Genomic DNA, 17,047 nt, shown 5'->3' with positions numbered 1-17,047 from the left:
TTATTTTTTCATCATTAGCTTGAGTGCTTGGCGTAGATACTCATCCGTTGTCTGATTATCGACTTCTTTTAATTGTTTTTCTACACGTTTGATTTCTCGATCACTGTAACCAAGAGCCGAGAGAGCTTCCATTGCTTCAGATAGAGCTGTAGCGTCTTTTGTGTTTGCTTCATCAAATAGACTAAAAGGTGTATCGATACTCAGCTCACCGAATTTTCCTTTTAGATCCAAGATCATTTGTTGTGCTGTCTTTTTCCCTACTCCTGGAAATTTCGTCAAATAAGTGACATCACTGGATTCTACTGCTTGAATCAAACCGGAGTGGTCTTCGCTTGCCATGATTGCAAGGGCACTTTTCGGACCGATTCCTGAAACACTTACTAATCGCAAAAACAGTTGCTTTTCTTCTAGCGAATCAAATCCATACAGAAGATGCGCATCTTCACGTATCACCTGATGGACATAAATTTTTATTTTTTGATTTAGTTTGCTACTGTAGCGGTAAGGATTTCCTAGTGCGATCTGGTAGCCGATACCATTGGTTTCTACTACTATGTAATAGGGGTTGATAAAGGTAACCACACCTGTCAGATATTCATACATATTCTAGTCCTCTTTCTTTTGCACACATACGTTCCCTTTATTGTAGCACATTTCACCTTGTGAAAAAAGGAGTCTGGGGAGCGTTTCTTTCAAATAGCAATCGCTTGAATAAAAAAAGAGCGGACGATCGAGTAAATCCCCGTATTGTACCGCTCTTTGTGTATTTCCATTATTCTACAAGTGATTTGAATTCCCCATAACCTAATTCATCCATCTTTTCATATGGAATGAATTTCAGTGAGGCAGAATTGATGCAGTAACGTAGACCACCTTGATCTACTGGTCCATCGGTAAACACATGTCCGAGATGAGAATCTGCTTCTTTGCTTCGAACTTCTATTCGATGCATGCCATGAGAAAAATCGGCTTTTTCGCGCACCTGTCTTTTCGTTATTGGTTTGCTGAATGATGGCCAGCCACAACCTGCATCATATTTTTCTGCAGAGCTGAATAACGGTTCACCGCTGACGATATCTACATAGATCCCCTTTTCGTAAAAATCATCATATTTCCCGCTAAATGGTCGTTCTGTTGCATTTTCTTGTGTGACTGCATAAGCCATGGGTGATAACTTTTCTTTCAGTTCTTCTTTTTCTGGTCTTATTGGTTTATCCATTAAAAATGCCCCCTTTGTGATCCTATCATAGCGCCAAAGTGGACAGATGCCAACAATTTGCTTTCTTTTGAACTATTTACACTTTTCGGCGTCGGGCAAACTCAACGAAACGGAATTTATCTAATCGGTGAACCGACTCAGAATACTCGAAACAGCGGGTATCTTCCAGATGAACGAGGCTTCTGACTACTACTGCATAAATGTCATCGTGAAGATCCATCGCTGTTTTCATGATTTCCGTTACTTCTTCTACTGTGATCTCCTTTTGCGCGTAAGCAATCGTCAAAGAAAGCTCATTTTCAAAATATTCATAGATCGATCCTTGTGCTTGTGCTGGAGTTAAAATAGGAACGATTTCCTTTAATAGATAATCGGTGTCTAATATAACTACTTCGCCATTGATTTTTCTTTCGCGTATCAAATGCCAAACAGGCGCACCGATCTCCCAGCCAGTGATCTCGTTCAATGCTTTTGTCACTTCTGTTTCTTCTAACGTATGGATGATCGTTTCACTTGGAATACGTTGGGTCTCCTGTAGCTCTTTATAGCTAGTCAATCCAGAAATAGGAAAGTCGAAGCGATTCCGATCCAGTACGATCGAACCTTTTCCTTGTTTTTTTTGAATATAACCTTCCGTAGTCAAAAGATTCAGCGCTTTTCTAATTGTTTCTCGTGAAACACCATAAATTTTGATCAATTGGTTCTCACTGGGTAAAAGCGAATGCGGAGGATATTCTTTCGCTAAAATTTTCTGTTCCAAATCTAAAAAAATTTCATTGAACTTATTCATGTTTTTTCCCTCACTCGTTCTTCCATCATTTCTTCACTATACTACAGCTCTTTTTGTATTTCAATGTTCCTATTTTTAAGAAAAGCTTATTTTAAGCTTTTTAAAACGATATCATTTTCTCTCGTACTTTTTAATAAAACGCTTGCAATTCTCTCCGAAAAAAAGTATAGTAAATGAAGAAACAACTTGCATAGACAAGTTAAGAGAAAGGGGTTTATTGATATGGCAAAATATCAAGCAGATGCCGAGAAGCTGTTACATGATATCGGCGGAAAAGAAAATATTGCTGCAGTTAGTCATTGTGCGACTCGTATGCGTTTTGTCCTGAATGATCCAGGAAAAGCGGACGAAAAAGCGATCGAAGATATACCTAGCGTAAAAGGGATGTTCACGAATGCAGGACAGTTCCAAGTCATCATAGGAAACGATGTTTCTACTTTTTATAACGACTTCGTTGCAGTATCTGGAGTTGAAGGGGTTTCCAAAGAACAAGGAAAAGCAGCTGCAAAACAAAACCTTCATCCCGTTCAACGTGCTATTGCCGTTTTAGCAGAAATCTTTACACCACTGATTCCTGCAATCATTGTCGGTGGATTGATCCTTGGATTCAGAAATGTACTTGAAGGTATCCAGTTTGAAAGTCTTGGTGGAACAATCGTTGAACACTCGAAGTTTTGGAATGGTGTCAATGCCTTTTTGTGGTTACCGGGTGAAGCAATTTTCCATTTTCTTCCAGTAGGTATCACTTGGAGTATTGCAAAAAAGATGGGTACTACACAAATATTAGGAATCGTTTTAGGAATTACGTTAGTTTCTCCGCAATTATTAAATGCTTATAGTGTAGCTTCCACAGCCGCAGCAGATATTCCATTTTGGGATTTTGGTTTTGCTCAAGTCCAGATGATTGGTTATCAAGCGCAAGTTATTCCAGCCATGCTGGCAGGGTTTATGTTAGCGTATCTAGAAATCTTCTTCCGCAAATATATCCCTCAGTCGATCTCGATGATTTTTGTTCCATTGTTTTCATTGTTACCAACTGTTTTAGCTGCACACGTTATTTTAGGTCCTATCGGCTGGACAGTCGGAAGCTGGATCTCAAATATCGTAAATACTGGATTGACGTCTTCTATCAGCTGGTTGTTTAGTGCCGTATTCGGATTCCTGTATGCTCCTTTAGTGATTACTGGTCTCCACCATATGACCAATGCCATCGATATGCAGCTGATTGCAGATTTCGGATCAACGAATTTATGGCCGATGATTGCTTTATCAAATATCGCCCAAGGCTCTGCAGTCTTAGCCATCATCTTCTTACATCGTGGGAATAAAAAAGAAGAACAAATCTCGATTCCAGCAATGATTTCTTGTTACTTAGGCGTAACTGAACCTGCTATGTTCGGAATCAATTTGAAATACGTCTATCCTTTCGTCGCTGCAATGGTCGGCTCTGGATTAGCTGGCATGTTTGCTAACTTGATGGGTGTTCGAGCTAACGCGATCGGAGTAGGTGGTTTGCCAGGAATACTAGCTATCCAAGCAGAAACATGGGTACCTTTCATCATCGCAATGATCATTGCTGTCATCATTCCATTTGGCTTGACGATCATCTTTAGACGTCAGGGAATTTTGAATAAGATTGATCCTGCTGTTCCTGAAAATGCTGCTGATGTACAACTTCAAACAGCAAATGGCGCAACAGCAACGCCACAGTCTTTCGAACCTGTTTCAGCAACTGGTACGGCAGTTGCAACAAAAGAACCATTATTCGCAGTCGCTGCAGGGACCATCAAGGAAATAACTGAAGTAAATGACCCAGTTTTCTCACAAAAAATGATGGGTGACGGTTATGCTGTCGAACCGTCAAACGGCAAAGTCTATGCACCAGTAAACGGTAAAGTGACGAGTGTCTTTGAAACAAAACATGCCATTGGTATTCTTTCTAATGAGGAGCTGGAAGTACTTGTTCACATGGGATTAGATACTGTTGAACTAAAGGGTGTTCCTTTCAATGTATTCGTGAAAGAAGGAGACCTTGTCACACCAGAGACCCTGATTGCTGAAATGGATTTGCCAGAAATAGAACAAGCTGGCAAGAAAACTGACATTATTGTTGCTTTGACCAATAATGAAAAAGTTGCAGGACTTTCTCTTGACCAATCAGGACTTGTTCGCCCGGGCGAAGCAGTCGGTAAAGCTGAAGTAAAATCTTAGTCAGAGTAGATAAGTAATCTTTTCAATAAAAAAACGGGCTATCATGGATTTTCAATCGAAAATCAGATAGTCCGCTTTTTTGTTTAAATGAATGTTTTCAGTGCCTGATTGACAGCACCAATCGGAAATCCTACGATACTGTAATAATCTCCAGAAATTTCTTTGACGAATACACTCGCAGCATTTTGGATGCCGTATGCCCCTGCCTTATCCGCATAATCTCCCGTCTCCAAGTAGCGTTTGATCTCTTCGTCTGTCAAAGGATAAAAAGTGACATGTGCTTCTGCTAGTATCCGTTCTTCTCGTTCCTTTGTTTTTAAAACAACAGCTGTATATACAGTATGTGTTTCCCCGCTTAGTTTTTTCAGCATGAATTCAGCCTCAGCCAGATCTTCTGGTTTACCCATGATCTCTTGATTGAGAACAACAGTCGTGTCACTGGCAATCACTAAATGGTCTTCTTTTTCAACTTGTTCCCAGACAGTTCGTGCTTTTTCTTCAGCCATTCTACGAACATAATCGACGGGCTGTTCGTCTGGAAATGGCGTTTCATCGATATCAGCAGGTTCAATCTCGAATTCTGAAACGATATGAGCCAATAACTCTTTTCTTCTTGGTGATTGGGATGCTAATACAATCTTCATGTTTTCCCTCTTCTCTTTGACTTAATGCGGGTCTTGGATTCGTTTGAACATCCTTTCCATATCCGAATTGGTAAAGTGAATCAATACTGGACGGCCATGGGGACAATTGAAAGGATTTTCGCATCGTGCCAGATCCTTCAGCAGCACACGTGCTTGTGCTTCATTCAAATAATGGTTGGCTTTAATCGATCGTTTGCAACTCATCATGATTGCTGTTGCTTCACGGAATTTTTTTACACTCACATTTCCAGTTGTCAGCAGCATATCGATCATCTCCCGAATAATCGATTCTTCTTCTCCATTGGGATACCAAGTAGGATGGGCCCGTACAATAAAGCTGTTTTGACCAAATTCTTCTAAATAAATCCCTGCATCTTCTAGCAAGTGTTTTTGCTCTTTTAATTTCAAAGCATCACTGTTTGGATAGTCTAACACAAATGGAACAAGCAATTCTTGCAGATCATCAGATACTTCCCCAATTTTTTCCCGGAAATATTCATACTTAATGCGCTCTTGGGCAGCATGCTGATCAATGATGTACAACCCATCGCTACTTTGGGCAAAAAGATACGTTCCGTGCATCTGTCCAAAATATTCCAATTGAGGAAAACGTTGAACTGGTTTTTCCGTTTCTAGTTTCTTGATCGCTTGTTCTAATGTTTTGTCGTTTCCTTGAGTGAAATCAAATTCAGGATGGAGCGCCAATTCTTCCTCGTAAATCTTTTCATCCTCTTCTACGGATTTATCTGCTTGTTCTTCATTTGTTTTCTCCATGTTATCCACAATGGGAAATTCTTTCTTTTCAGATTTTTCCACTGTTTTTTCTACAAAGTTATCAACATTTTCACCAAACTTATCCACCGTTTTCGCTGTTTTTTCTGGATAAGTGGTGTTTTCTTCAGAAAAACCAGAATAGTTTTCAACATTTTCCACAGACTTATCAACAATTCTGTCAACAAATGTGTTTTTTGGTTCTTCTACGAAAAAGGTTCCTGTCTCTCGATCAAAATTCAAACTACTTGGCTTTTTAGGTTTTTCTTCTTCAAAAGCGTAGGACAAATCGATTTCGATTTGTTCTGTTTTAGGCTGATCGGGTACTTTTTTCTTAAACCGTAGATTATCCGCTGCACTTGGAATCAGATTTTCTTGAGACAATGCTTTTTGAATGGCGTTACTAATTAGCTCTGTTAGTTCTTTTTCCTTCGATAGCCGGACTTCCTGCTTCGTCGGATGAACATTTACATCTACTAAAAGCGGGTCCATTTTGATTTCCAATACAGCAATAGGGAAACGACCGACCATTAATTTTGACCCATAACCTGCAACGATTGCTTTATTCAAGGAAAAGTTCTTGATAAAACGTCCATTGATGATCGTCGATAAGTAGTTCCTACTGGCACGAGTCACCTCAGGCAATGAAATATAGCCAAATAACTCAAAATCTAGATCTTTTCCTTCGATTTTCAGCATTTTTTTTGCGGTAGATAATCCGTAGATTCCCGCAATTGTTTGTTTCAGATCGCCATTTCCAGCAGTTGCCAGCATTTTGTTTCCATCATGTACTAAACGAAAAGCAATCGATGGATGACTCAATGCCAGTCGATTGACGATGTCCCCGATGTTCGCTAATTCTGTGTGCAGTGTTTTCACGTATTTCAAGCGGGCTGGCGTATTGAAAAACAGATTGCTGACGGTAATCTTCGTTCCTTGACGCAGTGGTGCTGGTCGATGCTCAATAACTTCTCCGCCTTTCAGCGACAGATAGGTGCCTTGTTTTTCTTCCTGATTTGCCGTTTCCAGAGTCATTTCAGAAACCGAGGCAATACTTGGCAAAGCTTCACCGCGAAATCCAAGCGTTCGTATGCGGAAAAGATCGTCGCGATTATGGATCTTACTTGTCGCATGCCTCTTGAAGGCATTCTCTACGTCGTCTGCCAAAATGCCTTCTCCGTTATCAATCACTTGGATCGTCCGCAGTCCCGCTTCTTCAACTAAGATATCAATCTGAGTACTGCCGGCGTCAATTGCATTTTCCACTAATTCTTTCACAACGGAAGCTGGTCGCTCCACTACTTCTCCCGCAGCGATCTGATTAGCTAAACGTTCAGATAATTCTTGGATTTTGGCCATCGATATCCGCCTTCTTCCTACAGTTGTTTTTGTAATTCATATAATGTGTTTAGTGCATCCATTGGCGTCATTTCTAGTAAATTTATTTGCTTCAGTGATTCAATGACTTCTGTTTCATTTTCGGATAATTCACTGAATAAAGAAAGCTGTTGGTTTTCTTCTTTTACACGGTCTTGTATATGGTCTTGATTTACTTTTTCTGCAGGTGGTTTTATTTGCTCCTGTTTGGCTGTTTTAGTTTTCTCTTCTACTTCAGCTGGAACAGTATGGTGTCCGTTATCGCCATTTTCTAGCGTATGCAGGATATCTGCTGCTCGTTCTAGTAGATTGGAAGGCAATCCTGCGATCTTTGCCACATGTATGCCGTAGCTTTTATCCGCAGGTCCATCCATCATTTTATGCAAGAAGACAACTTCTCCGTCTTTTTCAACGGCTCCAACATGGACATTTTTAAGCTGCGGAAGTTCTTTCTCAAGTACCGTCAGTTCATGATAATGGGTAGAAAAGAGTGTTTTTGCTTGTACATGACGATGGATATACTCGATGATTGCTTGGGCCAATGCCATTCCGTCATATGTTGCTGTTCCTCGCCCGAGTTCGTCAAACAAAATCAAACTGTTTGGCGTAGCATAACGCAGGGCTTGATTGGCTTCCATCATTTCTACCATAAAAGTACTTTGTCCAGCGATTAAGTCGTCACTTGCACCGATTCGGGTAAAAATCCGATCAAAAATAGGTAAAACTGCTTGTTTTGCCGGAACGAAACAGCCCATTTGCGCCATCAGAACAGTTAATGCCAACTGTCGCATATACGTACTTTTACCAGACATATTCGGTCCTGTAATCAGCAAGATCATTTCGTATTCTGCCATTTCTACGCTGTTAGGGATATATTCCTGATGTCCTAATACTTTTTCTACTACAGGATGTCGTCCGTCTTTGATCAGAAGCTGATGCTTGTCACTGACAAGTTCTGGCCGAACATACTGATAGCGTTCGCTGATCGTTGCAAAACTTTGTAGCACATCTGCTGCACTGATTGCTTTTGCAAGTACTTGTAGCGGCTGGATAGCCTTTTTGACTTCTTCTCTCACAGCTAAAAACAACTGATATTCTAAATCAACAGATTTTTCTTCTGCTTCGAGTATTTGTGTCTCCAATTTTTTTAGTTCTGGTGTGATGAAACGCTCTGCATTTGCTAAAGTTTGTTTTCGTTCATACTTCTCCAGTTCTGCATTTCCAAGATTTGCTTTTGTAATTTCTATATAATAACCGAAAACGCGGTTAAATCCGATTTTTAAGTTCTTGATTCCTGTTTCTTGACGCTCTTTTGCTTCAAGTTCTGCCAACCATTTCTTTCCGTTTCTCATAGCAGAACGGTACATATCGAGCTGCTCATTGAATCCATCTTTGATGATGTTTCCTTCCGTTATTTGTAACGGCGGATCATCTTGGATAGCTTGGTCGATCAATTGGACGAGATGGTCCATCGGCTGCATTTCTGAAAGCAGACTTTGCCATTGACCTTGATCGATTCCTTCAATCAACCCTCTGATCATTGGCACTTGTTCTAAAGAAGTTTTCAGCTGGATCAAGTCTCGCCCATTGACATTACCGAAAGCTACTCGACCTGCTAGGCGTTCCAGATCATAGACTTTCGTTAATGCTGACTGCAAATCGATACGTTCAAAATAGCTGTCTAGCAAAGAAGCGACCATTTCTTGTCTTGCTTTAATTTGTTTTGCCTGGATAAGCGGACGGTCTAGCCATTGTTTTAGTAAACGGCCACCCATTGCTGTTTTTGTTTCATCTAACAACCATAGAAGAGTGCCTTGCTTTTTCCCAGTCCGAATAGATTGGCTTAATTCTAGGTTGAATTTTGAATAATAATCCATTTTCAAAAAATGATCTGGTTGGTATTCTACTGCTTTTTGGATATGAGCTAAACTCCGCTTTTGTGTCACCGATAAATAAGTCAATAGTTTGCCGGTTGCTTCTTTTTCCAGCGGATCGACTAGTTCGCTTGTCAAAAAGCTAAATTCCGCGTTTTCTTCCATCTCATTTTGTTGAGAAAAGACTAGCCCTAAACGCCCGCTTAGCTGTTCACGAAGGGTATCAGTGATCTCACTGCCTAATACGAGTTCTTTTGTCTGCAATGCAGAGGCTTCATTTAAAACAGCTTCTTCATCATGCAACCGAGCCGTCTTCAATTCTCCCGTACTTAAATCGGCATAAGCAAAGCCAAATTCATTTCCTTGACTAACTACAGCTGTTAAAAAATTGTTGTCTTTTGCCGACAATCCTTTGCTGTCCATGACTGTACCAGGAGTGACTAGCTGGATCACTTCGCGCTTGACCATCCCTTTAGTCGTCTTTGGATCTTCTACCTGCTCGCAAATCGCTACTTTATAGCCTTTTTCAATCAAGGCATCGATATATCCTTGTGCTGCATGGTGAGGTACACCGCACATAGGAATAGGTTCTTCTGCATTTCGATTTCTGCTCGTCAACGTTAATTCCAAAAGCTGTGACGCTTTGATCGCATCTTCGTAAAATAGTTCATAAAAGTCTCCTAAACGATAGAACAAAAAAGCATCTTGGTATTGGGCCTTGATGCTTAGATATTGTTCCATCATAGGAGTATTTTTAGTTTTTTGAGGCATGTTTTTCCTCCTCTATTTGTCCATTGATTTCTTCTTGTATCATAGTTGTTAAATGATGAAGCAGATCATCTGCTTCCAACAGCTGTTTTCTATAAGCTACAACAAGCGGATGCTGATCAAATTCTTGCATGAATTGATCCGCTTGTTTGATTGCTTCTTGTTCTGCTGCTGGTTTGTCATAGTGGGCAAAATGAACAGCATCTTTTTGCGCTTGTTTGATTTTTTCTCTCAACTCAGCTAAATACTGGTTTTGCTGGATCTTTTCTTCAAGTTCTTTGTAGCGAATGATCGTTTCATTCTCTCCTAAAAGTTTTGTCAGTTTCCTTACTTCTTTTTGAATTTCCGGCTCCTGCTGCAAAAAACTGCCTCTCTTTCTACTCCATGAACGGTCGATCATCGTTGATCTGAATCAGCTGGATCTCTTTTGCATGGCCTGTCGTATCATCCAATTCCAAGATACAGCCGCTTAAAATCGATCGGCCTTGTTCCACAACTTCAAAACGTTTTGGTAATGCAGTCAGAAACTTTTCGATTACAGGTTCTCTGCGCATACCCAAAATACCATCATAGGGACCTGTCATCCCAACGTCTGTCAGATACGCTGTTCCTCTTGGCAAAATTCGCGCATCATTTGTCTGAACGTGTGTATGTGTACCGACCACTGCTGAAACTTTCCCATCTAAAAACCAGCCCATTGCTTGTTTTTCACTTGTTGTTTCTCCATGAAAATCTACAAAAATGATCGGCGTACGTTTTCTGGCTTCTTCTACCAGCTCATTCATTTTACGAAAAGGATCATCCAAGTCCACCATAAAAGAACGAGCCTGCATGTTGATCACTGCCAGTTCGACTTGGTTCACTTTGACAAAGACCATCCCTTGTCCAGGCGTCCCTTCCGGAAAATTTGCCGGACGAACCATCTTTTTAGCTTCATTTATAAACTCAAAGATTCCGCGGTTGTCCCACGTATGATTCCCCATCGTCACGACATCTACGCCGTCTTGCAAAAATTTTTTATAGATTTTTTCTGTGATTCCACGTCCAGAAGCGGCATTCTCACCATTTACAATCGTTACTTGCGGACGGTACTTCTTCTTCAATCTAGGAAGATATTCAGTAATCATCTCTCGTCCCATTGAACCTACTACATCACCAATAAACAATACCCGCACACTAAATTCCTCTTCTCTTTTAACATCACTCTATATTATAGTTGTTTTCAATAAGAAAGAAAAGGTCAAACAAAAGGAACTCTTTCCTGGTATTTCTTAGTTTTGAAAAATAAAATAAAAAATGGGACTATGACAAACATCTTGTCACAGCCCCATTTCCCGAATAAACGTTGTTTCATCTACTTCTTCAGAAATAAGCCGTAATTTTACAAAAATTTGAGAAGCAATTTTCGTAAATCCCTTCTTATTTCTTGAAACTGACCACTTCTGTCACGACCTCTTCCTTAAACGGTGTTCAAAAGCTTGCATCTGCGGTAATAAGCCCAGAAAAACGAAAAATAGGAGGAGCTATTTTTGTTTGGCTGGGCTTATTACTTGATGCAGAACAGCTTTTTCACAACCTCTTTTAAATCACGCTTAACTCTTTCAATGCCTTCCAAATTCCATCCTGATCGTTTGTATCAGTGACCATCTTAGCTTCTGCTTGTACTTCTGGCACAGCATTCCCCATAGCTATCCCAATTCCTGACATGCGCAACATTTCACGGTCGTTTTGTCCATCGCCAAAGCTGATGATGTCTTCATGAGGGATGCCTACTTGTTCTGCTAAGTGCAGAATTGTCGCTGCTTTAGAACCATTTTTAGGTACGACATCTACACTGTTCTCATGCCAGCGGACAAATCGAATTTTATCATATGAAGAGAACTTCCCATCATATGTTTGATCGAAAAATGCTAACGCTTGGTATATTTCTTGTTCCTCTGCAAAAAACTGATCTAATTCAGGCAAGACAGCACCGAAAGAATGCATCGCTTCTTCCATCACCGTTACATCATTGGAAGAAGAACGCTTGATATTGTCTAAGCTGACAAAAGCTGTATCGATCTGCTCATGATGCGCTTCTTGAACGAACGCATCCAACTGGTCGCGATCTAGTAAATTCTTATATACTTGTTCATGGTCTAAAAAACCGGCCGCTCCATTACATAAAATGTAGTTCGTAAAATCAAGATCGCGAATGATCTCTTGCGCATGAAATCGGCTCCGCCCTGTAGCAATCGTGACCAGATGACCGGCTTTGCGTAATTTTTCCAATGATTCTCTCGTGCTATCTAAAGCTTGTTTGTTTGAATCTAACAACGTTCCATCAATATCAAAAGCAAATAATTTGCGTCTCATCTCTTGTCGTCTCGCTTTCTTATAAATACTTACTTGCCTCTCGAACAGCTAACTTACTCAAATCTGTTGTCAGCTGTCTTTTTACCCAATCGGCATCGGTCTTACTATAATCGCGTAATGCCCAACCAATTGCTTTTTGGATAAAGAATTCCTTTGTTTGACGATCTTCGTCTATTGCTCGGATCAATAGTCCTGTGTCTGTTTGCTGTTTATAACCTAATTGCAACGTGATTGCTATTCGACGTAGCCAAAAATCTTCCTTTTTTTCAAACAATTGAAAGACTTCTTCACGCTGCTCTGGGTAGGCTTTACACCATGTGCTGTATACTTTTCTCCAAGAGTCGATGCTGTCCCACCATTCTTTTTTCTGAACTAGTGGCAACAATACGACTAAGTCTTCAAATGTAAGCCGTTTGATGTTTTTCTGGACTAAATCGATCGCTACATACTGATACTCTCTTTCGATTTGTTCATAATAATAATGAACAAAAGCTAAAACTTCAGAAATAGATAAATTTTTGCTCTCATCCAGTAACGGTTGTTGTAAAAGAGCGCGTTCCGGCTTAGGTACTCCAGCAAAGGAAAAAAGATTTTTCATGTACTTTTCCATTTGTAACGCTTTTTCCTCATTTTTTGGAAAAACTAAAACTTCCATGGCACTTCCCCTTTAATGAACGACTTTTTAGTCCACATAGGATGATTTTGACTGATTCAGCCAAGCATATCCCAGTCCCATTACTAAACCGCCACCAATATAATTTCCTGCCAAAGCAAAAAACAAATTATGTAACACATTGCTGACTGTCATTCCATCCATCTGTCCGTGAGAAGCAAAGTAAGCAAGCGTAAAGGCAGGAAAATTCGCTATCACGTGTTCATATCCTAAAAAAGCAAAAATGAAAATGATGAATACGACTGTGATCACTTTTCCGGCATCCTCTTTCATCCGCATGCTGATCAGTACAGCGGTATTGACAACGATATTCGCAAACATCCCTTCCACCAAAATCGTTGCTGCAGGTTTTGCTAGTTTTACTGCTATTGATTCTAACATAAAGTTGTCCAACGTTAAATCTTGAAATGGCGTAGTCATAGAAATTAGAAATCCACATAATATACCGCCAATCATATTGAAAAAAATACAGGCAAATAGAATCTTGGCTGCCTTACTTAAAGCAAGTCTCTGCCGAAAAACACCCACGGTCATATAAAGCATATTCGATGTTCCTAATTCGGCGTTCATGTATAGAATCATGACCAGACCCCAGCTGAACATAAATGCGTATAAAATCTTTCCTAGACCATGCGCGATATCTTCCCCCTTCATCGCGATCGCAAATGCCACAGCCGTTCCTAAAGTCAAAAACAAACAGGCGAGAACCGCTCGAACAGCGTAACGTGAAAAGCTGTTTTCAAAAAGATTCGCCTTCTTTTCAATTGAAGCATCGATTTTCTCAAATAATGGTGATACCGGATTCATTGATTTTCTCCTTAAACTTCCTTCGCTTTTTTCCATTTGCACATACCCTCTCATTTTATAAAGACAGCCTAGGTTTGTAAAGCGTTTTTATGTACTAATTATCTTGACATTCATGGATGATCTATCATATACTGTAGTTTGTGTAAAATAATGCAGCAGAAAAATAATAACTCATCCCTAGTTTGTTGCCCCGTCTCGGGTTCGATTGTGTAACCGCGGCTGCAAAGGTGAAGATTGAAGAACAAACTATATGATTATGAATTTTTCAACGGATTATTTTACTCCAAAAACTTATATTCATTGGAGGAAATTTTAATGTCTCGTTATACAGGACCATCATGGAAAATTTCTCGTCGCTTAGGCATCTCATTGTCAGGCACAGGAAAAGAATTAGCACGTCGCCCTTACGCACCAGGTCAACATGGACCTAACAGCCGTGGCAAACAATCAGAATACGGCATGCAATTAACTGAAAAACAAAAACTTCGTCACATGTACGGAATGAACGAACGTCAATTCCGTAACTTGTTCGTAAAAGCTAGCAAAATCAAAGAAGGTAAACATGGTGTTAACTTCATGATCTTACTAGAACAACGTTTAGACAATGTTGTTTACCGTTTAGGACTTGCAACGACTCGTCGTCAAGCACGTCAATTAGTTAACCATGGTCACATTTTAGTTGATGGCAAACGCGTTGATATCCCTTCATACCACGTAGAAGTGGGTCAAGTGATCTCAGTTCGTGAAAAATCACAAAACATCGTAACAGTAAAAGAAGCTGTAGAAGCAACTGTTGGACGCCCAGCATTCGTAAGCTTTGACGCTGAAAAATTGGAAGGTTCATTGACTCGTTTACCAGAACGTGACGAACTATATCCAGAAATCGACGAAGCTCTTGTCGTTGAATACTACAACCAAAGCTTATAATTTCAAAAGCTTTCTTGAAAAAGACCGCTATCTATTGGATAGCTGGTCTTTTTTTATATTTTCTATTTACAAAGGAATCACTTTGTTTTACAATTTCGTTAACCAAATAAAAATATTAAGTTAACGAAAAGAGGGCGTTATGAACCGAACATTGAAAGAATTGATACTTGCTGCGGAATTTGCCGCGATTATTTCTGTCCTTTCTCAGATGACCATTCCTTTTGGTTTGGTTCCTTTGACAGGGCAAACATTTGCTATTGGATTAACAGCAACTTTTCTCGGAAGAAAACTAGGATTGATATCTGTTGCAGTTTATCTTTTACTTGGCTTGATTGGTCTTCCTGTATTTTCAGGGATGACTGGAGGTATAGCTGTTTTATTTGGGCCAACTGGCGGATATTTGATTGGATTTCTCTTACAAACGTGGATAACTGGTTGGATGATCGAAAGAACGGATGCTCATTACTTGTATGCAATCTTTGCCAATCTAATGGGCTCTCTTGCTGCATTGATCTGCGGAACGATCTGGCTGAAAATAAGTGGTGATCTTACTTTTACAACTGCATTTGCCAGTGGACTACTGCCGTTTTTACTGCCGGAAGCAATCAAGGCAACTGGAGCAGCTTATATCGGTATCTTGATGAAAAAACGGCTAAATCGATTTCTTCATACAAATTAATCAAAAAAGCAGCATGGAAGAAGACTCAAAGTCTCTTCCACGCTGCCATATTTTAAATTAAACAGATCTTTATTTTGACAAATCCACTTTTTTACCGATCCAATAAATAATTATCCCACCGACAATCATTGATGCCAATTCTCCTAAAACAATCACCCACCAATTCAAGAAAAAAGGTAGTTGATATAAAATCGTTAGCTGACCAGCTACTGTAAACATGGAAAAAGCAAATACGCATGCTGTCACAGCCATTTTGATTTTCATGTTTTTGATGCGACTAGTGATTTTATAGTTGATAAGCAATACAATCAGCGTGCTGACGCTTCCTACTACAACATCTATCAGTCCAAAAGGAGAAGCAATATTAGCCAAAGCTACTCCCGCTGTTACCGCGACGATGTATCTTTTGTTATACAAGGACAGATAGTTGAACATCTCCGAGAGACGAATCTGAATCACTCCAAAGCTAAAGACAGACAAAACCAGCGTCACTGCCACATATAAACCAGTGACTAGCGCCATCCGAGTCACATCTGTCGTTGTCCAGCGTTTGGCTGAACGGGTATTATTTTTTTCCATGTTCTATTTCTCCTTTGCAAGATAATTTTATCTTGGTAATGACTGCGACCAAAGGATGGGAAGAAAATTCCAACTGAAGTGCCGCAGAAGGTAGTGAAAAAGCTGCCCTGCAACAAGTAATAAGAATAGTCAAATAAAAATAGCTCCTTATATTTTTCATTTGGCTGGACTTGTTACCGCAGTTGCAAGCTTTTGAACACCGTTTATATCAAAAGGTCGTGAAAAGCCGCTTAGTTTCGAATATTAACGATTATTAAAAAGAATTTTTTGAACTGGCTGTTCGGCATCGAATGTCGGGAACAATCATCGACTTTCTTTTATCATCAACCATTTGGTTCTCTCTTTATTTCTTATCATACAGAAGCTTGAAAAAAACACAAGGTTATTTTAACAACCATCCGCCATCGATTGGGATGATCGTTCCTTGTATGTAGCTTGCTTGAGGAGAGGCAAGAAATAACGTCAGCTCAGCTACTTCTTCCGGCTGTGCCCATCGCTTGACTGGTGTTTCATTTGCGACCCACTCAGCCATCTCGCCTTCTCCTTCGAAATCAGCCGCATTCATTGGTGTTTGGATGGCTCCTGGAGCAATTCCTTTTACTCGGATACCCTGTCCTGCGTAATCCAGAGCGAGTTGTTTGGTAAAACCGACGATTGCATGTTTCGCACTTGTATAAGCGATCCCACCTCCGCCAGCAACCAAACCCGCAATCGAAGCCATGTTGATGATTGTTCCGCTTTTTCGGCGGATCATATCAGGAAGGATGATTTTTGTCAGCTGATACATGCTTTTCACATTCGTCTCATAAATAAGATCCCACAGCGATTCGTCAGTTTCCATCAATGGTTTGTAGGCATCCAATATCCCCGCTGTATTCAGTAAAATCGTAACTTCACCAAAACGATCCTGGCATTTCGATACCGCTTGTTGGAGTTCTTTCATTTGTCGAACATCACCTAGTGCGTAGGCAAAAGTTTCAGGAAATCGCAAAGAGAGTTCTTCCATTTTACCGAACTTTTGATCTAATCCAAATACAAAAGCATCTTGTTCAAGAAACGCTCGGGCTTGCGCAGCACCAATTCCAGAAGCAGCTCCTGTGATAAATACAACCTGTTTAGCTAGATCTGGATACTGGTTTTTCATTCTACGATCGCCCAATCATCTGCTAAAATATCACAGACTGTAGGAGCGAAGCTGGAAAAACCTTCGTCACTTGTTTTGATCAATAAGTAAGGTGTCACTGGACAGCCATCAAATTCATCATCGGATACGAGAACAACATAAAGTTCAAATCCACTCCATCCTTTACGAATAATCTTTGCACCTTTTTTCAATTCTGGTAAAATTTCTTCAAATGTCATCTTTTTTCTCC

The 17,047-nt window shown here is 40.1% G+C and carries 17 protein-coding genes; 3 read left to right on the top strand and 14 right to left on the bottom strand.

Features of this window, described 5'->3' with window-relative positions:
* The 3 genes from ruvA to treR all read right to left on the bottom strand — a co-directional run bounded on the left by ruvA (window position 1) and on the right by treR (window position 2,009).
* Window positions 1-603, bottom strand: coding sequence for a Holliday junction branch migration protein RuvA (gene ruvA, locus OZ002_RS00730; RefSeq protein ID WP_002290528.1), 603 nt, complete (start codon window positions 601-603; stop codon window positions 1-3).
* 169 nt (window positions 604-772) lie between these two features.
* The gene (msrB, locus tag OZ002_RS00725; protein ID WP_002294252.1) at window positions 773-1,219 is read right to left on the bottom strand and encodes a peptide-methionine (R)-S-oxide reductase MsrB; all 447 of its coding nucleotides are present in this window, start codon (window positions 1,217-1,219) and stop codon (window positions 773-775) included.
* A gap of 76 nt (window positions 1,220-1,295) precedes the next feature.
* On the bottom strand, window positions 1,296-2,009 hold the full coding sequence (gene treR, locus OZ002_RS00720) for a trehalose operon repressor (protein WP_002307362.1): 714 nt from the start codon (window positions 2,007-2,009) through the stop codon (window positions 1,296-1,298).
* Window positions 2,010-2,231: 222 nt separating this feature from the next.
* Between treR and treP the strand changes: the two genes are divergently transcribed.
* Complete coding sequence (gene treP / locus OZ002_RS00715; protein WP_156249211.1) at window positions 2,232-4,220, top strand: PTS system trehalose-specific EIIBC component; 1,989 nt, start codon at window positions 2,232-2,234, stop codon at window positions 4,218-4,220.
* Between the two features lie 83 nt (window positions 4,221-4,303).
* Here the strand turns inward: treP and OZ002_RS00710 are convergent, their stop codons facing one another.
* From OZ002_RS00710 to OZ002_RS00675, 8 genes are all read right to left on the bottom strand, one after another.
* Window positions 4,304-4,864, bottom strand: coding sequence for a Maf family protein (locus OZ002_RS00710; RefSeq protein ID WP_002307359.1), 561 nt, complete (start codon window positions 4,862-4,864; stop codon window positions 4,304-4,306).
* A gap of 21 nt (window positions 4,865-4,885) precedes the next feature.
* Window positions 4,886-6,994, bottom strand: a complete 2,109-nt coding sequence (gene mutL, locus OZ002_RS00705) for a DNA mismatch repair endonuclease MutL (protein ID WP_002332003.1) — start codon at window positions 6,992-6,994, stop codon at window positions 4,886-4,888.
* Between the two features lie 17 nt (window positions 6,995-7,011).
* Entirely contained in the window at window positions 7,012-9,657 is a 2,646-nt protein-coding gene (gene mutS, locus OZ002_RS00700) for a DNA mismatch repair protein MutS (RefSeq protein ID WP_252704030.1), read from the bottom strand.
* Complete coding sequence (locus tag OZ002_RS00695) at window positions 9,641-10,054, bottom strand: YlbF family regulator (RefSeq protein WP_016628157.1); 414 nt, start codon at window positions 10,052-10,054, stop codon at window positions 9,641-9,643. The genes mutS and OZ002_RS00695 overlap by 17 nt, the downstream gene beginning before the upstream one ends.
* Window positions 10,032-10,829, bottom strand: coding sequence for a TIGR00282 family metallophosphoesterase (locus OZ002_RS00690; protein ID WP_252704031.1), 798 nt, complete (start codon window positions 10,827-10,829; stop codon window positions 10,032-10,034). The genes OZ002_RS00695 and OZ002_RS00690 overlap by 23 nt, the downstream gene beginning before the upstream one ends.
* A 406-nt stretch (window positions 10,830-11,235) precedes the next feature.
* Window positions 11,236-12,009, bottom strand: coding sequence for a Cof-type HAD-IIB family hydrolase (locus OZ002_RS00685; RefSeq protein WP_002332006.1), 774 nt, complete (start codon window positions 12,007-12,009; stop codon window positions 11,236-11,238).
* 19 nt (window positions 12,010-12,028) lie between these two features.
* The gene (locus OZ002_RS00680) at window positions 12,029-12,664 is read right to left on the bottom strand and encodes a DNA alkylation repair protein (RefSeq protein WP_002297142.1); all 636 of its coding nucleotides are present in this window, start codon (window positions 12,662-12,664) and stop codon (window positions 12,029-12,031) included.
* Between the two features lie 27 nt (window positions 12,665-12,691).
* Window positions 12,692-13,543 carry a formate/nitrite transporter family protein gene (locus OZ002_RS00675; RefSeq protein WP_174123390.1) on the bottom strand — a complete coding sequence of 284 codons (852 nt, stop codon included), beginning with the start codon at window positions 13,541-13,543 and terminating at the stop codon, window positions 12,692-12,694.
* 261 nt (window positions 13,544-13,804) lie between these two features.
* Here OZ002_RS00675 and rpsD point away from each other — a divergent pair, with 261 nt between their 5' ends.
* Together rpsD and OZ002_RS00665 are read left to right on the top strand one after the other, a co-directional pair.
* Window positions 13,805-14,416 carry a 30S ribosomal protein S4 gene (gene rpsD, locus OZ002_RS00670; protein WP_002294265.1) on the top strand — a complete coding sequence of 204 codons (612 nt, stop codon included), beginning with the start codon at window positions 13,805-13,807 and terminating at the stop codon, window positions 14,414-14,416.
* Between the two features lie 139 nt (window positions 14,417-14,555).
* On the top strand, window positions 14,556-15,095 hold the full coding sequence (locus OZ002_RS00665; protein ID WP_002297927.1) for a biotin transporter BioY: 540 nt from the start codon (window positions 14,556-14,558) through the stop codon (window positions 15,093-15,095).
* 69 nt (window positions 15,096-15,164) lie between these two features.
* Here OZ002_RS00665 and OZ002_RS00660 read toward each other — a convergent pair whose 3' ends face one another.
* The 3 genes from OZ002_RS00660 to OZ002_RS00650 form a co-directional block, all read right to left on the bottom strand.
* Window positions 15,165-15,674, bottom strand: coding sequence for a QueT transporter family protein (locus OZ002_RS00660; RefSeq protein ID WP_049142293.1), 510 nt, complete (start codon window positions 15,672-15,674; stop codon window positions 15,165-15,167).
* 382 nt (window positions 15,675-16,056) lie between these two features.
* The gene (locus tag OZ002_RS00655) at window positions 16,057-16,818 is read right to left on the bottom strand and encodes a 3-oxoacyl-ACP reductase (RefSeq protein WP_002307347.1); all 762 of its coding nucleotides are present in this window, start codon (window positions 16,816-16,818) and stop codon (window positions 16,057-16,059) included.
* A complete protein-coding gene (locus OZ002_RS00650; RefSeq protein ID WP_002290506.1) occupies window positions 16,815-17,036 on the bottom strand; it encodes a DUF2829 domain-containing protein in 222 nt (73 codons plus the stop codon). Before OZ002_RS00650 ends, OZ002_RS00655 begins: the two co-directional genes overlap by 4 nt.
* Window positions 17,037-17,047 lie beyond the last annotated feature (11 nt).

The organism is Enterococcus sp. E4-150 (assembly GCF_035726465.1).
Taxonomy (GTDB): domain Bacteria; phylum Bacillota; class Bacilli; order Lactobacillales; family Enterococcaceae; genus Enterococcus_B; species Enterococcus_B faecium.
This window is presented reverse-complemented; position numbering and strand designations above follow the sequence as displayed.